The sequence below is a fragment of the Streptomyces sp. NPDC002911 genome (assembly GCF_053591835.1).
The window spans coordinates 279,912-300,054 of record NZ_JBSFUO010000005.1; the positions used below are offsets into that span (position 1 = coordinate 279,912).

Consider the following 20,143-nt stretch of genomic DNA (forward strand, 5'->3'; position numbering starts at 1 on the left):
CCCGCCGCCGGTGCGTCCCGGCCCGCCGTTGACGGGCCAGGAGGTGCCCGGCCGAATGCCGCAGGGTGTGGCTGGACAGATCGATCGGCGGGGGATGGACAGACGCACGAACGCAGGCCGGGAAAATCTCAGGTGCGGCGCATTTTTTTCGAAAGTGTTACTGACACCCTGTCAAGGGGGCAGAAATACCCGTAGGACAGTGCATCTGGCGTCGCCCTGTCCGAATCGTTTACCCCACCGTAAAAGTGCGGTCACTGCCAGTGCGACAGTGTGGATGAACGGGTAACGTCGAAGCATCCGAAAAACCGTCAAGGGATAGGATTCTCTGTGTCCAGGACAGCCGGCCTCCCCACGGCCGAGAGGTATTACGGCACCGCACAATTGAGGTCGGTGCGGCATGGGGCATGACCACGGGCTGATCGCCAGCGTGCAGCCCGACGGGCACCTGGAACTGCTCGTACCGCTCACCGGGAAACGCCACCGGTGCGGTCCTCGCGGCACGACGATGTGGCTGGCCCTGCAGCGCAGTGATTGGCAGACAGAAGTGGCCGCGGAAGAGATCTCTGTGCGCTTGGGTGTGGATCCGGACAGTGTTCGGTGTGATATCGAGGCCTGGATGTCGCATTTCCTTGAGGCGAGTGAGTGACGAAGCCGCGACGCGGCGGCCGTTCGGCCGCCGCGACGCGCGGCGGGTCCGGCGGCCGGTGCGTGCTTCACGACCGCCGGTTTCCTTCCGGTGCTCCTTGCGTCAGGTCGCCACGATGCCGGACAGCCACTTCTCCACCGCTCCGGCGGTCGACTCGGCCCGGTCCTCCAAGATCGTGAAGTGCGTGCCGGGCACCTCGGCGAGTTCGTGCGTGCCCTCCCAGACCGCCTGCCAGCCGTCGAGACCGGGGGCGAAGGGCTCCTCGGGCCGGACGAACAGCACCGGAGCGGTCAGTGCTCCCGGCAGGCAGTCCGCGATCAGGTCGCTGTAGCGGCTCATCGCGGCGAGGCGCGCGGTGCCGAAACCGCCCACGGACGATTCGCGGTCCAGCATGCCGTTGAACATCTCGCGCCGGAGCTGTTCGGTGCCGTCGTCGGCGAGCAGGTAGGTGTCCAGCAGGACCACGCCGGAAGCCGGCCGGCCCGCCTTCTCCATCGCCTCGGCCGCCGCGTAGGCGAACTGCCCGCCGGAGGAGTAGCCCAGCAGCACGTAGGGCCGTCCGTCCGCGCAGGCCCGTTGGATGCCTTCGACCACGACCTCCACGACCGCCGCGGCGGAGCGCGGCAGCGGCTCCCCGGGGACGAAGCCGGGCACGTCCGGTACCAGGACGTCGCGCCCGCCGTGGAAATGCCGGGCGAACCGGGCGTACTGGTGGGCGCCACCCAGCGCCATCGGGGAGGGCAGGCAGAACAGGCGGGGTCCCGCGTCTCCCGTGGCCAGCCGCACGGGATCGCTCACGTCGCCGAACTCGGCCGCCGAGGAGAAGCCCGGCAGGATGTCCGCCACGCTGTGCAGCAGGGTGATGGCTCGTTCCCAGCCGCCTTCGGCCGCCGCGCGCCGTACCAGCCCGCTGATCGATTCGATGTCGTCGTCCGCCGGCTCGGCCTCGCCGCCCCCGGCGAGGTGCTCGCGCAGGTGGGCGGCGAGCGCGACGGGCGTGCGGTGGTCGAAGACAGCCCCGGCCGCGACGGTGACGCCGAGGGCGTTGCCGAGGGCTCCGCAGAGTTCGGCTGCGGAGACCGAGTCCATGCCGATCTCCAGGAACGCGTCGTCGGGTTCGACGGCCTGCGGCCCCTCGTGTCCGAGGATCGCGGCGGTCTGCGCCCGCACCAGGTCGGCCAGCAGGGCCTCCTGCTCGGTATCCGAGGCCGCCGCCAGCCGCTCCCGCAGCCCCTGCGCGTCCGGAACCGCGGCGGGGGTGAAGGATTCGGCCGGGCCGGCGGCCGGCTGCGCGGTGGGCCGGTCCATGGTGAGGGGGACGTCGGCGTTCAGCCAGTACCGTTCGTGCCGGAACGCGTACGTGGGCAGCTCGGCGCGGACCGTACCGGGGAAGAGCGCCGCCCAGTCCAGGGGCAGGCCGTCGGAGTGCAGCCGGGCGAGCCCGGCCAGCAGGACCGCCGGTTCGGCGCCGTTGCGCCGGCCGAGGGCCACGAAGGCGGCGTCGCCCTCGCCGACGCACTGCCGGACGAGCCCGGTCAGGACGGCGTCGGGACCGACCTCGACGTAGCGGGTGACGCCCGAGCCGGCGAGGGCGGCGACGGCGTCGGAGAAGCGGACGGTGCCGCGCACGTGCCGTACCCAGTGCCGCGGGTCGCGCAGCTGCTCCCCGGTGGCGGTGCGTCCGGTGAGCGCCGAGACCACGTCGACGCTGGGTTCGTGGAAGGTGAGCTGCTCGACGACCGCGTGGAAGTCGTCGAGCATGGCGTCCATCAACGGGGAGTGGAAGGCGTGCGAGACGCTGAGCCGCTTGGTCTTCGCGAACGTCGCGGCGGCGGAGAGGACCGCCTCGCGCTCCCCGGACAGGACGACCGCCGCCGGTCCGTTGACCGCGGCCAGGCCCACCCGTTCGTCCAGCAACGGGCGGACCTCGTCCTCGCCGGCCTGCACGGCGACCATCGCGCCGCCCTCGGGCAGGGCCTGCATGAGCCGGCCGCGTGCGGCGACCAGGGTACAGGCGTCGGCCAGGTCCAGCACTCCGGCGACATGGGCGGCGGCGATCTCTCCGACGGAGTGCCCTGCCAGCACGTCGGGCCGTACGCCCCAGGACTCCAGCAGCCGGAAGAGGGCTACCTCGTAGGCGAACAGGGCGGTCTGCGCGTACTGCGTGCGGTGCACCGCCTCGGTGTCGTCGCCGCTCAGTACGCCCGCCAGGTCCAGGCCCAGGTGGGCGTCGATCGCGTCGAACGTCTCGGCGAACACCGGGTAGTGGGCGCGCAGTTCGAGTCCCATGCCGGGGCGCTGGGCGCCCTGCCCGGTGAACAGGAAGGCGGTGCGGCCACCGGTGCGGGCCCGGCCGGTGACGGCGGAGGCCGACGGGCGTCCGGTGGCGAGGGCGTCCAGGCCGGCCAGGAGCTGCTCCCGGTCGCCACCGACGACGGCGGCCCGGTGGCCGAAGGCCGCGCGCCGGGTGCCCAGCGCCCGCGCGACGGCGGACACGGGCAGGCCGGGGCGGGCGTCGAGGAAGTCGCGCAGCCGTTCGGCCTGTGCGGGGAGGGCGCGCGCGGACCGGGCGGACAGGGGCAGGAGCACGGCCGGTGCAGGGGGTTCGGCCTCGGCGCGGGGTGAGGTGCCGGCGCTGTCCTCGGCGGGGGCTTCCTCCAGGATCACATGCGCGTTGGTCCCGCTGATCCCGAACGACGACACCCCCGCACGACGCACCCGCTCACCCCGCACCCACTCCCGCTCCTCCTCCAGCAACCGGACCCGACCCGCACCCCACTCCACCTTCCGCGACGGCTCACCCACACCCAACGTCCGAGGCAACACCCCCTCCCCCAACGCCAACACCATCTTCATCACACCCGCCACACCCGCAGCCGCCTGCGTGTGACCCACATTCGACTTCACCGACCCCAACCACAACGGCACCTCACGCCCACCGCCATACACCGCCAACAACGCCTGCGCCTCGATCGGATCACCCAACTCCGTACCCGTACCATGCGCCTCCACCACATCCACATCCGCCGCCGACACCCCCGCCGACACCAACGCCTGCCGCAACACCCGCTGCTGCGACGGACCATTCGGCGCCGTCAGACCATTCGACGCACCATCCTGATTCACCGCACTGCCACGCACCACCGCCAACACCCGATGCCCCAGCCGACGCGCATCCGACAACCGCTCCAGCACCAGCACACCGAGTCCTTCTGAGAACCCCGTGCCGTTCGCGTCGTCGGAGAAGGACCGGCACCGGCCGTCCGGCGAGAGGGCACCCTGCCGGCTGAACTCGACGTAGGTACCGGGTGAGGCCATGACGGTCACCCCGCCGGCCAGGGCGAGGGTGCACTCGCCCTGGCGCAGCGCCTGCGCGGCCAGGTGGAGGGTGACCAGGGAGGAGGAGCAGGCGGTGTCGACGGTGAGGGCGGGGCCCTCCAGGCCGAGGGTGTAGGCGACCCGGCCCGAGACGACGCTGCCGGAGCCGAAGCTGCCGAAGTAGTCGTGGTACATGACGCCCGCGAACACCCCGGTGGGGCTGCCGCGCAGCGACGTCGGGTCGATGCCGGCGTGCTCCAGCGCCTCCCACGACCCTTCCAGCAGGAGCCGCTGCTGCGGGTCCATCACCAGTGCTTCGTGCGGTGAGATACCGAAGAACGCGGCGTCGAAGTTTCCGGCGTCGTACAGGAACCCGCCCTCTCCCGTGGAAGAGCGGCCCGGGGTCCCGGGCACCGGGTCGTACAGGTCCGGGTCCCAGCCACGGTCGTCGGGGAACGTGCCGATGCCCTCGCGGCCTTCGGCGACGAGCCGCCACAGGTCCTCGGGCGAACGGACTCCGCCCGGGTAGCGGCACGCCATGCCCACGATCGCGATCGGTTCCCTGGCCGCGGCGGTCTGAGCCCGGTTGCGCTCCCGCAGCCGCTCGATCTCCTTCAGCGAGGCGCGCAGCGCCTCGACCATCCTGGTGTCCGGCTTCTCGGACTCGGCCATGGTTCTCTTCCTTCTCACAGGGCGTCGTCGTCGCCGACGAGGTCGTCGAGCGCCAGGGTGATCAGACTCTCGGCGTCCATCTGGTCGATCGCGGGGCGGCTGGGCTCGTCGTTCGCGGACTGCTCCCGCGAGGGTCGCAGCCCGGCGAGTTCGAGCAGGCTGTCCAGCAGTCCGGCTTCGCGGAGCCTGGCCACCGGGAGGGCGGCCAGGGCGGCGCGGACGGTGTCCTCCTCGCGCGGGCCGCCGGCGGCGGACGGCGCCAGCTCGGCGGCGAGGTGGTCGGTGAGGGCAGCCGGGCTCGGGTGGTCGAAGACGAGCGTGGCGGACAGCCGGAGCCCGGTCGCCTCGTTGAGCCGGTTGCGGAACTCGACGGCGGTCAGTGAGTCGAAGCCGAGGTCCTTGAAAGGCAGCTCCGCCTCGAACTCCCCGGTCCCGAGCACCTGCCGGGCCTCGTCCCGCACCAGTGCGAGCAGCCGCACGGTCCGCTCCTCGGGCGTGCGCCCGGCCAGGTCGCGGCGGAGCGCCGCCGAGGCCACGGACGTGGTGGCACCCGTACGGCGGGGCGCGCGCACCAGGCCGCGCAGCAGCGGGGCGATACGGCCGGCGTCCAGCGGGGTGCTCAGGTCCAGGCGGGCGGGCAGCAGGACCGGCTCCTCGCGTCCCACCGCGGTGTCGAACAGGTCCAGGCCGGCCGCCGCGTCGAGGGCGAGCACGCCCCCGGAGGCCATGCGGCGCGCGTCGGTGTCGCCGAGGCGGTCGGCCATGCCTCCGCTGCCCGCCCAGGCGCCCCAGGCGAGCGAGACGGCCGGCAGCCCCAGGGAGCCCCGGTGCGCGGCGAGGGCGTCGAGGAACGCGTTGCCCGCGGCGTAGGCGGCCTGGCCCGGGCTGCCGAACAGGCCGGCCGCGGACGAGAACAGTACGAACGCGGTCAGCGGACGGTCCGCGGTGAGTTCGTGCAGATGCCAGGCGGCGTCCAGCTTGGGCCGCAGCACCGTGTCCAGTTGCTCGGGCGTGAGAGAGGTGAGGACGGCATCGGCGAGGACACCGGCGGTGTGCACCACCGCGGTGACGGGGTGGTCGTCCAGGACGCGGGCGAGGGCGGCGCGGTCGGAGGCGTCGCAGGCGACGAGGGTGACCCGCGCACCGAGGGCGGTCAGTTCCTCCCGCAGTTCGCCGGCGCCGGGGGCGTCGGCTCCGCCGCGGCTGAGCAGGACGAGCCGCGTGGCGCCGTGCTCGGTGACCAGGTGGCGGGCCACCTCCCGGCCGAGAGCGCCGGTACCGCCGGTGATCAGTACGGTGCCCGTCCAGTCGGCGGGGGCGTGCCCGTCCCGGCGCGGGGCGCGGACGAGGCGCGGGGCGCTCACCGTGCCGTTACGGAGCACCAGTTGGGGTTCGCCGGAGGCGACCGCGGAGGGCAGCAGGCGGCGGGACGCGTCGGTGTCGTCGAGGTCGGCGAGGACGATCCGGTCGGGGTGCTCGGACTGGGCCGAGCGGATCAGGCCCCACGCTGCGGCGGCACCGGGGTCGGTGATCTCCGCGGGATCGGGGCCGGTGGCCCCCCGGGTGGTGACGACCAGTCCGGTGCCGGCGAACCGCTCGTCCGCCAGCCAGTCCCGCACCACGGCGAGCACCCGCCGGGCGCCGGCCCGGATCTCCTCGGGGTCCCGTCCGCCGGGGTGCGGGACGACCAGGGTGTCGGGGGCCTGGGCGGCGGCATCCGGCAGTGCGGTGACGGTCGCGACCTCGGCGACCTCCCCGGCGAGTACGGCGGCCAGGTCCTCGTGGCCGGCGCCGAGGACGGCCCACCGGCCGGCCTGGGGTGCGGTCGGGACGGTGACGGGCACCCAGTCGAGGACGAACAGGTCCTCGTGCCCGCCGGCGGCGGTCGCGGCGATCCGCGCGGGGTCGACCTCCCGCAGTGTCAGCGACGCGACCCGGGCCACGGGCCGTCCACCGGCGTCGGCGGCGTCGATACGTACGGCGCCGGAGTCCAGTGGCGTGATCCGCACACGCAGGGCGCTCGCGCCCGCGGCGTGCAGTTCGACGCCGTTCCAGGCGAACGGCAGTGCCATCCGCTCCGGGGCTCCGGTGCGTAGTCCGATGGCGTGCAGCGCGGAGTCGAGCAGCGCCGGGTGCAGTCCGAAGGGAACTCCGTCGGTGTCGACGGCGACCTCGGCGTACACCTCCTCGCCGAGGCGCCAGGCGGCACGCAGCCCCTGGAAGCGGGGCCCGTACTCGGCGCCCAGTGCGGAGAGCCGTCCGTAGACGTCGTCCAGGTCGACGGGTTCGGCGCCGGGCGGCGGCCAGGACGTCAGGTCGTGGGCGGGTGCCGGGTCCGCGGGGCGCAACGCGCCGGTGGCGTGGGTGGTCCACGGGTCGTCGTCGGCCGCCGCGCCGTACACGGTGAAGGCCCGGGCGCCGGTGGCGTCCGGCTCGCCGACGGTGCACTGGAGGCGGACGCTGCCGTGCTCGGGCAGCACCAGCGGTTCGGCGACGGTCAGTTCCTCCACCACGGGGCAGTCCAGCCGGGCCCCGGCGGCGAGGGCCATCTCGACGAACGCCGTGCCCGGCAGCAGCACTACGCCGCCGACGGCGTGGTCGGCCAGCCACGGCTGGGCGGAGAGCGAGAGCCGGCCGGTGTGCAGGGCAGCGTCGGCGTCGGCGCGTTCGACGGCGACGCCCAGCAGCGGGTGGCCGACGGCCGGCCCTGCCTGCCCCTGGTCGCCGGTCATCCAGTAACGGTCGCGCTGGAAGGCGTAGGTGGGCAGGTCAGAGCCGTCGCGGTGGGACAGCAGGTTCGTCCAGTCGACGGTGACGCCGTGCACGTGCAGCGCGGCGAGCCCGGTGACCAGGGCCTCGGTCTCCTCACGGTCCTTGCGCTGGAGCGCGACGACGGCGGCCGTGCCCTCGGGCAGGCAGTCACCGGCGGCGGCGGTGAGCGCGCTGCCGGGTCCGACCTCGGCGAAGTGCCGGGCGCCCGCGTCGTGCAGGGCGGACACGGCGTCGGCGAAGCGGACCGCCTCGCGGGCGTGCCGTACCCAGTACTCGGGGGTGGACAGTTCGTCGGCCGCTGCGGGGGCGCCGGTGAGGGTGGACACCAGCGGAATGCGCAGCAAGCCGTACGACAGCGACTCGGCGACCTCGCGGAACTCCTTCAGCATCGGTTCCATCAGGGCCGAGTGGAAGGCGTGGCTGACGGCCAGTTCCTTGCTCCGGTCGAAGCGGGCGGCGAGCGCGCGGGCCGGGCCGGCCGGGCCGGAGACCACCACGGACGTGGGCCCGTTGACGGCGGCGAGACCGACCCCGTCGCCGAGCAGCGGCACGATCTCGTCCTCTCCCGCGCGTACGGCGATCATGACGCCGCCGTCCGGGAGCGCCTGCATCAGCCGGCCCCGGGCGACGACGAGCCGGCAGGCGTCCTGGAGGCCGAGGACGCCGGCCACGTGGGCGGCGGCGAACTCGCCGACGGAGTGTCCGGCGAGCAGGTCCGGCCTGACGCCGAACGACTCCAGCAGCCGGAACAGAGCCACCTCGAAGGCGAACAGGGCGGGCTGGGTGTACTCGGTGCGCTCCAGCAGTCCGGCGGAGCCGAGGACGTCGCCGAGCGGCCGGTCCAGCAGCGGGTCCAGGTGGGCGCGTACCTCGTCGAAGGCGGTGGCGAACGCGGGGAACGCGGCGCCGAGCCGGGAGCCCATGCCGGGCAGTTGGGAGCCCTGGCCGGAGAAGAGCAGCGCCAGCTTGCCGTCGGTCGCCGGGCCGGCCGTGCCGGCAGGGGGTGTACGACCCTCGGCCAGCGCCCGCAGCCCGGTGATCAGGTCCTCGCGGGAGTGCCCGACCACGGCGGCGCGGTGGCCGAGTGCGGTACGGGCGTGGGCGAGTGCGCCGGCGAGCTGGTGCGGGGCGGCGTCCGGGTGGCCGTTCAGGTGGTCGAGCAGCCTGCCGGCCTGGGCCCGCAGTGCCTGCGGCGTGTGACCGGACAGCAGCCACGGCACGGCACCCACCGCGGGTACGGCGGGCAGCTCGGCAAGGGCGGGCGGAGCGGCGGGGGGCGCCTCCACGATCACGTGGGCGTTGGTGCCGGAGATACCGAAGGAGGAGATGCCCGCGCGGCGCGGGCGGCCCGGGTCCGGCCACGGCAGGGACTCGGTCAGCGGACGGACGTTGCCGCCCTCCCACTCCACGTGCCGGGAGGGCCGGTCGATGCCGAGGCTGGCCGGCAGGGTCTCGTGGTGGATCGCCTGGACCATCTTGATGACGCCGGCCACACCGGCGGCAGCCTGGGTGTGGCCCAGGTTCGACTTGACCGAGCCGAGCCACAGCGGGCGTTCCTCGGTGTGTTCCGCGCCGTAGGTGGCGATCAGGGCCTGGGCCTCGATGGGGTCGCCGAGGGTGGTGCCGGTGCCGTGGGCCTCGACCACGTCGACGTCCGCCGCGCCGACGCCCGCCGCTTCCAGGGCGCGGCGGATGACGCGTTGCTGGGCGGGGCCGTTGGGAGCGGTGATGCCGTTGGAGGCACCGTCCTGGTTGACGGCGGTGCCTCGGAGCACGGCCAGGATCGTCCGGCCGTTGCGGCGGGCGTCGCTGAGCCGCTCCAGCAGCAGTACGCCGGCTCCCTCGCCGAAGCCGGTGCCGTCGGCTGCGTCGGCGAACGGGCGGCAGCGGCCGTCGCTGGAGAGGCCTCGGTGCCGGCTGAACTCCACGAAGGTGCCGGGGGTGGCCATGACGGTCACTCCCCCGGCCAGGGCGAGCGAGCACTCGCCCTGGCGCAGTGCCTGCGCGGCCAGGTGCAGGGCCACCAGCGAGGAGGAGCAGGCGGTGTCGACGGACAGGGTCGGCCCCTCCAGGCCCAGGGTGTAGGCGACCCGGCCGGAGACGACACTGCCGGAGCCGAAGCTGCCGAAGTAGTCGTGGTACATGACGCCGGCGAAGACGCCCGTGTCGGAACCGCGCAGGGTGGCCGGATCGATGGAGGCCCTCTCCAGGGCTTCCCAGGAGGTCTCCAGCAGCAGCCGCTGCTGGGGGTCGGTGACGAGGGTCTCCTCCTCGTCCATGCCGAAGAAGGCCGGGTCGAAGTCGGCCGCGCCGTACAGGAAGGCGCCGTGCCGGGTGTAGCTGGTGCCCGGCCGGTCCAGGGTCGGGTCGTGGAGGGTCTCGACGTCCCAGCCGCGGTCGGCGGGGAACTCTCCGACGGCGTCGCGGCCTTCGGCCACGAGGCGCCACAGCTCCTCCGGGGAGGAGACGTCGCCGGGGAAGCGGCAGCCCATGCCGACGATGGCGATGGGTTCGTCGGCGGTGGTCCGTGCCGCGGTGACGGATACGGAACGGCCGAGGGCGCCGGTCAGTTCGCCCAGCAGGTACCGGGCGAGTTCGGCCGGGGTGGGGTGGTCGAAGACCAGGGTGGCGGGCAGCCGCAGTCCGGTCGCGGCGGCGAGTCCGTTGCGCAGTTCGACCGCGGCCAGCGAGTCGAAGCCCAGCTCCCGGAAGGGCAGCGTGCGGCCGACGTCCTGGGCGGAGCGGTAGCCGAGGATGGTGGCGACCCGGCTCTGCACGAGTTCGGTGAGGAACGGTTCGCGCTCCGGCTCCAGCAGCCCGGCGAGCCGGTCGCGCAGCGAGTCCGCGCCGCCCGTAGCCGCGTGGCCGGCGGTGGCGCGGCGTACGGGTACCAGGCCGCGGAAGAGCGGGGCCAGGGCGTCCGCCTGGCCACGCAGCGCCGCGGTGTCCAGCCGGACCGGGAGGACGACGGGTTCGGTGCCGCGCAGGGCGGCGTCGAACAGGGCGAGTCCCTCCTCGGTCGGCAGCGGGGCGACACCTCCGCGGGCGATGCGTGCCCGGTCGGTTTCGTCGAGGGTGCCGGTCATGCCGCTCGCCTGTGCCCACAGGCCCCAGGCCAGGGAGTGCGCGGGCTGGCCGTGGGAGTGCCGGTGGGCGGCGAGAGCGTCGAGGTAGGCGTTGGCGGCGGCGTAGTTGCCCTGGCCCGGGGAGCCGAGCGTGGCGGCGGAGGAGGAGAAGAGCACGAACGCCGACAGGCCGAGGTCCGCGGTGAGCTCGTGCAGGTTCCAGGCGGCGTCGACCTTGGGCCGGAAGACCGCGTCGACCCGTTCGGGGGTGAGGGAGGCGAGTACGCCGTCGGCGAGGACACCGGCCGCGTGGATCACGGCGGTCAGCGGCCGGTCGGCGGGGATCTCGGCCAGCACTCCGGCGAGGGCGTCGCGGTCGGCGGCGTCGCAGGCGACGCTGGTGACCTCGGCACCCAGCTCGGTCAGCTCGGTGACCAGGCCGGCGTCGGCGCCGCTCCGGCTGAGCAGCAGCAGGTGGCGCACGCCACGGCGGCCGGCCAGGTGGCGGGCGATGATCCCGCCGAGCGCGCCGGTCGCACCGGTCAGCAGGACGGTTCCGGTGCCCAGGCCGGAGTCGGTGGCGGTGTCGGCTTCGGCGTCCGGGGCGGCGTCTTCGGCGGCAGTTTCCGTACCCGGAACGCGGGCCAGGCGCGGCAGGTACCAGGCGCCGTCGCGCAGCGCCAGGTGCGGTTCGCCGCCGGCGACGGCCTCGGCGAGACGGTCCGGGCCCGGGTCCGTCCCGCTCTCGACCAGGACGATGCGGCCGGGGTTCTCGGACTGGGCCGAGCGGATCAGCCCGCCTACCGCGGCGCCTGCCGGATCGGTGCCGGTGACGACGACGAGGCTGCTGTCGCCGCGCTGGTCGTCGGCGAGCCGGTCGCGCAGCTCGTCGAGGACGGTGGCGACGGCCACGCGCGTCTCGGCGGCGCCGACACCCGCCGGGGCGCGCAGCACCTCTCCGTCCCACGCTGCCTGCGCGGTCCCCGCAGGGGCCGGTGCGGGGACCCAGTCGACGCGGTGCAGCGCGCCGGCCCCCGCCGACCGGACGGCCGCGTCCACCAGGTCGGTGCGCAGCGGGCGCAGGGTGAGGGAGTCGACGGTGGCGACGGGGTCGCCGGCCGGGTCGGCGAGCGTGAGGGCCACGGTGCCCTCGCCGGTGGCGCGGACCTTCACGCGCAGCGCGGTGGCCCCGGTGGCGTGCAGCCGGACCCCGGACCAGGAGAACGGCAGCAGCGCCTGGTCGCCGGCGGCGTCGGTGAGGCCGACGGTGTGCAGGGCGGCGTCGGAGAGGGCCGGGTGCAGCCCGAAACCGTCGACGGGTGCGTCGGTGGCGATCTCGGCGTACACGGCGTCCTGGGTGCGCCAGGCGGCGCGAAGGCCCTGGAACAGCGGGCCGTAGCCGAGCCCGAGGGCGGCAAGTTCGTCGTACAGGCTGTCGAGGGGAACCGGTTCGGCGTCGCGCGGCGGCCAGGAGGTGAGCGGTTCGACGACGACCGGGAGGGTGCCGGTCGGCGCGAGCAGCCCGTCGGCGTGCCGGGTCCAGGGCAGTTCCTCGTCGGCGCTCTCGGGACGGGACCACAGGGTGAGCGGGCGGGTCGCCCCGTCGGGCGGCCCGACGACGGCCTGGAGCTGGACGGCGCCGTGGTCGGGCAGCACCAGCGGGGCGTGGAGGGTGAGTTCGGCCAGGTCACCGCAGCCGACCTGGTCACCCGCGCGCAGGGCGAGTTCGAGGTGTCCGGTGCCGGGGAACAGCAGCCGGTCCCCGACCCGGTGGTCGTTCAGCCAGGGATGCGTACCCGCCGAGAGCCGGCCGGTGAGGACGGCCTCCTCGCTGCCGGCCCGTGCCATGGCGGCGCCGAGCAGGGCGTGGTCGGTGGCCGCGAGGCCGGCGGAGGTGACGTCGGCGCCGGTGGTGGTGCTGTCGAGCCAGTACCACTCCCTCTGGAAGGCGTACGCGGGCAGGGGGACGACGCGGGCGCGACGGCCCTCGGCGACCGCGGCCCAGTCGACGCCGGCGCCGTGGGTGAAGGCCTCGCCCAGGGCGATGAGCAGCCGGTCCCGGCCGCCCTCGTCGCGGCGGAGCGAGCCGACGGCGGCGACCGCGTCGTCGGTCTCCTGGATACCGACGGTCAGCACCGGGTGGGGGCTGGACTCCACGAACAGGGTGTGGCCACCGGCCACTGCGCCGCGCACCGCCTGCTCGAACAGCACGGTGCGGCGGAGGTTGGTGTACCAGTACTCGGCGCCGAGTTCGGCGGTGTCGATCGGGGCGCCGGTGACGGTGGAGTAGAACGGCACGTCGGTGCTGCGCGGCTCGATGCCGGCCAGGTCCTCGGCCAGGCGTTCACGCAGGGACTCCACGTGGGCGCTGTGGGAGGCGTAGTCCACGGGCAGGCGTTTGGCGCGGACCTTCTCGGCGCGCAGCCGATCGAGGAGTTCGTCGAGAGCGTCGGAGTCCCCGGAGACGACCGTGGAGGCGGTGCCGTTGACCGCGGCGACCGACAGGCGGCCGTCCCAGGCTGCGAGCCGGGCGCGGACCGTGTCGGCGCCCTCGCCCACGGACATCATGCCGCCGGAGCCGGACAGCAGCTCGGCGATGGCCTGGGAGCGCAGGGCGACCACACGCGCGCCGTCCGTCAGCGAGAGCGCTCCGACCGCGCAGGCGGCGGCGATCTCGCCTTGTGAGTGGCCGATGACCGCTGCCGGCGTGACGCCGTAGCCGCTCCAGGTGTGCGCCAGGGACACCATCACCGCCCACAACAGGGGCTGGACGACGTCGACCCGGTCGAGCCCGCCGCGCAGTTCGGCGGCGAAGTCCCAGTCGATGTAGGGCTCCAGGGCGGCGGCGCACTCAGCCATGCGGTCCGCGAACGCCGGTGATTCGGTGAGGAGTTCCGTGGCCATGCCGGACCACTGCGAGCCCTGGCCGGGGAAGACGAAGACGGGCCGTGCCCGTCCGGTGGCGGTGCCCTCGGCGAGGTTGCGGGCGGTGTCGCCGTCGGCCAGTGCGGTGAGCGCCGCCCGCAGTTCGGCGGGGTCGGTGCCGGTGATGGCGGCACGGTGCGCGAAGTGGGCGCGGCTGGTCGCCAGCGACCAGCCGACGTCGCGGGGGTCGAGTTCGGGGTACGCGTCGAGGTGGCCCAGCAGCGCGGCGGCCTGTCCGGCGAGCGCGCCGGGCGACTTCGCCGTCAGCAGCCACGGGACGGCGGGTTTCGGGGTGGCACCGGCGTCCGCGGCGGGCTCCGGGGCCGCAGGGGCCTGTTCGAGGATGACGTGGGCGTTGGTGCCGCTGATCCCGAAGGACGACACCCCGGCCCGGCGCGGCCGGCCGGCCTGGGGCCACGGCTGCTCCTCGGTCAGCAGGCGCACCTGCCCGGCCTCCCAGTCGACCTTGCCGGACGGCTCGTCGACGTGCAGGGTTCTGGGCAGGCTGCCGTTCCGCATCGCCATGACCATCTTGATCACACCGGCGACGCCGGCCGCTGCCTGGGTGTGCCCGATGTTGGACTTGACCGACCCCAGCCACAGCGGCCGGTCCTCGGGCCGGTCCTGTCCGTACGTGGCCAGCAGGGCCTGCGCCTCGATCGGGTCGCCGAGGGTCGTGCCGGTGCCGTGCGCCTCCACCACGTCGACGTCGGCGGTGGTGAGGCGGGCGTTGTCCAGCGCCTGGAGGATGACGCGTTCCTGGGAGGGGCCGTTGGGCGCGGTCAGGCCGTTGGAGGCACCGTCCTGGTTGACGGCGGTGCCTCGGACGACGGCGAGGACCGGGTGACCGTTGCGACGGGCGTCCGAGAGACGCTCCACCACCAGGACGCCGACGCCCTCACCCCACACGGTGCCGCCGGCCGCGTCGGCGAACGCGCGGGTGCGGGCGTCGGGGGCGAGGGCGCCCTGCCGGCTGAATTCGATGAAGGTCTCCGGCGTGGCCATGACGGCGACGCCGCCGACCAGCGCGAGGGAGGACTCGCCCTGGCGCAGCGACTGCCCGGCCAGGTGCAACGCCACCAGCGACGAGGAGCAGGCGGTGTCGACGGACAGCGACGGGCCCTCCAGGCCGAGGGTGTAGGCGACCCGGCCGGAAATGATGCTGCCGGAGCCGAAGCTGCCGAAGTAGTCGTGGTACTGCACGCCCGCGAACACGCCGGTCGGGCTGCCCTTGAGGGAGTGCGGGTCGATGCCGGCGTGCTCCAGCGCCTCCCAGGAGGCCTCCAGCAGCAGCCGCTGCTGCGGGTCGGTGACGAGCGCCTCCTTGGGACTGATCCCGAAGAACGCCGCGTCGAACTCGCCCGCGTCGTAGAGGAACCCGCCCTCGCCGACGTAGGAGGTGTCGGGGCGCTGCCGGGCGGGGTCGACGACGCGGTCGACGTCCCAGCCGCGGTTGGCGGGGAACGGGGCGATGGCGTCGGTCCCGTCGGCGACCAGCCGCCACAGGTCCTGTGGCGTGCGGATGTCGCCCGGGTAGCGGCAGGCCATGCCGACGATCGCCAGCGGCTCGTCGGCGCGGGCCCTTCCCGTGCGCCGGGTGCGGCGTGTGGCGCCGCCGGCTCCGGCGACCAGGGTGCCGAGGTGGGTGGCGAGCGCCTCGGGCGAGGGGTGGTCGAAGACGAGGGTGGCGGGCAGCCGCTGCCCCGTCTCGGCGGACAGGGAGTTGCGCAGTTCGATCGCGGCGAGCGAGTCGAAGCCGAGGTCTTTGAAGGCCCGGTCGGTCTCCACGGTGTCCGGTCCGGCGTGTCCGAGGACGGCGGCCACATGGGCGCGGACGGTGTACAGCAGGGCTTCGGTCCGCTCCGCGTCACCGAGGGCGGCCATGCGCTCGGCGAAACCGGACCCGGTGTCCGCGACGGCGGCCTCCCGGCGCACCGGGCGCCCGGCCAGGGCACGGAGGACGGGGGCGAGTTCGCCGCCCTGGGCGCGCAGCGCGGACAGGTTCAGCCGTACGGGGGCCACTGCGGGGCGGCCGGTGCGCAGTGCCCGGTCGAACAGGGCGGTGCCCTCCTCGGCGGACAGGGGGATCATGCCGCCGCGGGACATGCGGGCGAGGTCGGCCTCGTCCAGGGCGCCGGTCATGCCGCCGGTCGGGGCCCAGGGCCCCCAGGCCAGGGCGAGGGCGGGCGAGCCGTTCGCGCTGCGGTGGGCGGCGAGCGCGTCGAGGCAGGCGTTGGCGGCGGCGTAGTTCCCCTGTCCGGGGGCACCGACGGTGCCGGCGACGGAGGAGAACAGCACGAACGCGGACAGGTCGTGGTCGCGGGTCAGCTCGTGCAGGTGGAGGGCGCCGAGTGCCTTGGGGGCGAGGACGGCGTCGAGACGCTCGGGCGTCAGGGAGGACACCACTCCGTCGTCGAGGACACCGGCGGCGTGCACGACCGCGGTGAGCGGACGGTCCCGTCCGATGCCGGAGAGGAGGGCGGCGAGGGCGTCGCGGTCGGCGACGTCGCAGGCGTGCGCGGTGGCGCTCGCGCCGAGCGCGGCGAGTTCGGCGACCAGGTCGCCGGCGCGGCCGCCGCGGCTGACCAGGGCGAGGTGGCGCACGCCGTGGGCGGTGACCAGATGCCGGGCGAGTACGGGTCCGAGTCCGCCGGTGGCACCGGTCAGCAGCACGGTGCCCTCGGGGTCGAGGGTCGGGCCCGCCGCGTCTTCGAGCGGCTCTGCGCGTACCAGCCGGGCAGCGCGGGCTGTGCCGGAGCGGACGGCGACCTGCGGTTCGCCGGTGGCGAGGACCGCGGGCAGCAGGGTGCCGGGGTCGGTACCCGGTTCGAGGTCGAGCAGGACGCACCGGCCGGGGTTCTCCGACTGCGCGGAGCGTGCCAGACCCCACACCGCCGCGCCGGCCAGGTCGGGCACGTCCTCGCCGGCGGTGGAGACGGCGCCCCGGGTGACGACGGCCAGCGGTCGGGCGTCGTCGTCCTGGAGGGCGGCGAGCGCGGTGTGCAGCGCGGCGCGTACCGTCTCGGCGTCCGAGCCGGACGGGATCTCCAGCAGGCGGTGGTCGGCGGCGGGGGCGTCGGTGTCGAGCGCCAGCGGCTGCCAGTCGAGGGTGAACAGGGCCTCGGCTGCGGCGTCCTGTTCGCCACGCAGCCGGGTCAGCGGACGGGAGGCCAGGGATTCGACGGTGGCGACGGGTGCGCCCGTGGCGTCGGCCAGGTCGACGGCGAAGGTGTGGTCGCCGGCGGGCGTCATGCGGGCCCGCAGTACCGAGGCGCCCACGGCGTGCAGGGTGACGCCCGCGAACATGAACGGCAGCCGGGCGGTGTCGTCACCGGAGCCGTCGCCGAGCAGGGCCAGGGAGTGCAGGGCGGCGTCGAAGGCGGCGGGATGGAGGCCGAAGCGGGGGGCGTCCGCAGCCGGCCGCTCCGGAAGGCGCACCTCGGCGAAGACCGCGTCGCCGTCCCGCCAGGCGGCGGTCAGGGCGCGGAAGGCGGGCCCGTAGTCCAGGCCGGCGGCGGCGTGCCGCTCGTACAGGCCGGTGAGGTCGAGCTCCTCGGCGTCCTGCGGCGGCCAGACGTCCAGCCGGGTGCCGGGGGTCGCGGTGCCGTCTGCGAGCAGACCGGAGGCGTGCAGGGTCCAGGGTTCGTCGGCGGGCGGGTTCTCGGCGCGCGCGTAGATCTGGACCGTGCGGGCCCCGGCCGGGTCGGGGGCGCCGACGGCGACCTGGACGCGGACGCCGTCGGAGGGTGGCAGCACCAGCGGTATCTCCAGGGCCAGCTCCTCCAGCCTGCCGCAGCCGACCTGGTCGCCGGCGCGGACCGCGAGTTCCACCATGGCGGTGCCGGGGACCACGACGGAGCCGCCGACGACGTGGTCGGCGAGCCAGGGGTGGGTGTGCACGGACAGCCGGCCGGTCAGGACCGCGCCGTCGGAGTCGGCGAGCACGGTGACGGCACCGAGCAGCGGGTGATCGGCGGAGTCCAGTCCGGCGGAGCCGACGTCGCCGACCGGGGCGGCCGTCTCGGGCCAGAACCGCTCGCGCTGGAAGGCCGTGGTGGGCAGGTCGACGGTGCGGGCCCCGGAGAACAGCGCCTCCCAGCGCACGTCGGCGCCACCGGCGTGCAGCTGGGCGAGGGCGGTGAGCAGGGTCTCGGTCTCGTCCCGTCCGCGGCGGGTGGCGGCGGCCAGGACGGCGTCGCCGCCGGCCTCGCCGTCGGCGGCGGCCAGGCACTCACGGGCCATGGCGGTCAGTACCGCGTCGGGGCCGATCTCCAGGAACCGGGTGACGCCCTCGGCGGCGAGGGTGCGGATCCCGTCGTGGAAGCGGACGGCTTCGCGCACGTGCCGTACCCAGTACTCGGGGGTGCCGATGTCCTGGGTGGCGAGCCGGCCGGTGACGTTGGACACCACGGGGACGGTCGCCCGGTGGAAGGTCAGGGATGACACCACGGTCCGGAACTCGGCCAGCATGGGTTCCATCAGCGGGGAGTGGAAGGCGTGCGACACCTTCAGCCGGCGGCTCTTCTCGAAGTGCGCGGCGACCGCCTCGGCCTCGGCGGCGTCGCCGGAGATCACGACGGAGTCCGGCCCGTTGACGGCGGCCACGCCGACCCGGCCGGTGAGCAGGGGGCGGACGGCCTCCTCGGTGGCGCGCAGGGCGATCATCGCACCGCCCTCGGGGAGGGCCTGCATGAGCCGGCCACGTGCGACCACCATCGTGGTGGCGTCCGCCAGGTCCAGTACGCCCGCGACGTGCGTGGCGGCGATCTCGCCGATGGAGTGGCCCGCGAGGTAGTCGGGTGCGAGGCCCCAGGACTCCACCAGCCGGTACAGCGCGACCTCGAAGGCGAACAGCGCGGTCTGGGTGCGAGCCGTGCGGTTCAGCGGCTCGGGATCGTCGCCGAGGACCAGTTCGCGCAGGCCGACGTCGCCGGACAGCTCGCAGATCTCGTCGAAGACACGGGCGAAGACCGGGAAGTGGGCGTGCAGTTCGCGGCCCATGCCGGGACGCTGGGAGCCCTGGCCGGTGAACAGGAAGGCGGTCTGACCCTTGCGGACGCGGCCGAGCACGGTGGCCCGGCCGCCCTCGGCGACGCGGGTCACGGCGTCGAGCAGCGTGTCCCGGTCGGCGCCGAGGACCACGGCCCGGTACGGGTGGGCGGTGCGTGTGACGGCCAGCGAGTGCGCCACGTCCACGGGGTCGGCTTCGGTGACCGCCGCGGCCAGGCGGGCGGCCTGCTCGCGCAGGGCTCGCTCGCTGCGGCCGGAGAGCACCCACGGCACCAGCGGAGGCGCGGTGCGCTGAGCGGGTTCCTCGGCAGGTTCCTCGGCGGGAGCCTCTTCCAGGATGGTGTGGGCGTTGGTTCCGCTGGCGCCGAAGGAGGAGACCGCGGCCCGCCGGGGGCGTCCCGGGTCGGTCCAGGGGCGGTTGGCGGTGAGCAGGCGGACGTTGCCCTGGCTCCAGTCGACCTTGTCGGACGGTTCCTCGGCGTGCAGGCTCTGCGGCAGCACGCCGTGCCGCATCGCCATGACGACCTTGATGATTCCGGCCACGCCCGCGGCGGCCTGGGTGTGGCCGATGTTGGACTTCACCGAGCCCAGCCACAGCGGTGCGTCCTGCGGCCGGTCCTGCCCGTAGGTGGCGAGCAGGGCCTGCGCCTCGATGGGGTCGCCGAGTGTGGTGCCCGTGCCGTGCGCCTCCAGCAGGTCGACGTCGGCCGGGGTGAGCTGCGCCCCGGCCAGCGCGGCGCGTACGACCCGTTGCTGGGAGGGGCCGTTCGGGGCGGTCAGGCCGTTGGAGGCACCGTCCTGGTTGACGGCGGATCCCCGGATGACGGCGAGGACCTCGTGGCCGTTGCGGCGGGCGTCGCTCAGCCGCTCCAGCAGCAGCATGCCCGCGCCCTCGCCCCATCCGGTGCCGTCGGCCGAGTCCGCGAAGGACTTGCAGCGGCCGTCCGGGGCGAGGCCCCGCTGGCGGCTGAAGGCGACGAACGAGTTGGGGGTCGACATGACCGTGGCGCCGCCCGCCAGAGCGAGGGTGCACTCCTTGCCGCGCAGGGCCTGCACGGCAAGGTGCACCGCCACGAGCGCCGACGAGCAGGCGGTGTCGATGGTGACGGCCGGGCCCTCCAGCCCGAGGGCGTAGGAGATCCGGCCGGAGATCACGGCAGCCAGGACGCCGGTGCCGAGGGCCGCCTCGGAGTCCTGCGGCATCCGCGCCAGCAGGTCCCGGTAGTCCTGGCCGTTGGTGCCGGCGAACACCCCGACCCGGGCACCGTGCACCGAGTCCGGTGCGATACGGGCGCGTTCCAGCGCCTCCCACGACACCTCCAGCAGCAAACGCTGCTGGGGATCCATCGCGACGGCCTCCCGCGGGCTGATGCCGAAGAAGTCCGGCTCGAACCCCGCGGCGTCGCGCAGGAAGCCGCCGCGCGTGGAGTACGTCTTCCCCGTGGCGTCCGGGTCCGGGTCGTACAGCGCGTCGACATCCCAGCCGCGGTCCCCGGGGAAGTCCCCGATGGCGTCGGTGCCCTCGTGGACCAGCCGCCAGAACTCCTCGGGGGTGGTGACCCCGCCGGGGAAGCGGCAGCTCATTCCGACGATGGCGATGGGTTCCCGGTCCTGGGTCTCCACCTCGCGCAGCCGCTGGCGGGTCTGGTGCAGATCGGCGGAGACCCGCTTGAGGTAGGAGAGCAGCTTTTCGTCGTTGGTCATCGGGTGTCGCCACTCCTGTGCGAAGAGGTGG

General features: G+C 74.5%; 3 protein-coding genes. 1 reads left to right on the plus strand and 2 read right to left on the minus strand.

Annotation, left to right across the window (positions count from 1 at the left end):
* The first annotated feature begins 397 nt into the window (after positions 1-397).
* Positions 398-646, plus strand: coding sequence for a hypothetical protein (locus ACWD04_RS11090; RefSeq protein ID WP_451130419.1), 249 nt, complete (start codon positions 398-400; stop codon positions 644-646).
* A gap of 102 nt (positions 647-748) precedes the next feature.
* Here ACWD04_RS11090 and ACWD04_RS11095 read toward each other — a convergent pair whose 3' ends face one another.
* Together ACWD04_RS11095 and ACWD04_RS11100 are read right to left on the minus strand one after the other, a co-directional pair.
* Positions 749-4,636, minus strand: a complete 3,888-nt coding sequence (locus ACWD04_RS11095; protein ID WP_451130421.1) for a type I polyketide synthase — start codon at positions 4,634-4,636, stop codon at positions 749-751.
* Between the two features lie 14 nt (positions 4,637-4,650).
* Positions 4,651-20,112 (minus strand): SDR family NAD(P)-dependent oxidoreductase, encoded by a 15,462-nt coding sequence (locus tag ACWD04_RS11100; RefSeq protein WP_451130423.1) that lies wholly within the window; start codon positions 20,110-20,112, stop codon positions 4,651-4,653.
* Positions 20,113-20,143: the final 31 nt, after the last annotated feature.

What these genes read in the sequence shown, in the direction of transcription:
- ACWD04_RS11100 (WP_451130423.1), bottom strand. Translation starts at nt 20,112, where the DNA reads ATGACCAACGACGAAAAGCTGCTCTCCTACCTCAAGCGGGTCTCCGCC.
- ACWD04_RS11095 (WP_451130421.1), bottom strand. Translation starts at nt 4,636, where the DNA reads ATGGCCGAGTCCGAGAAGCCGGACACCAGGATGGTCGAGGCGCTGCGC.
- ACWD04_RS11090 (WP_451130419.1), top strand. Translation starts at nt 398, where the DNA reads ATGGGGCATGACCACGGGCTGATCGCCAGCGTGCAGCCCGACGGGCAC.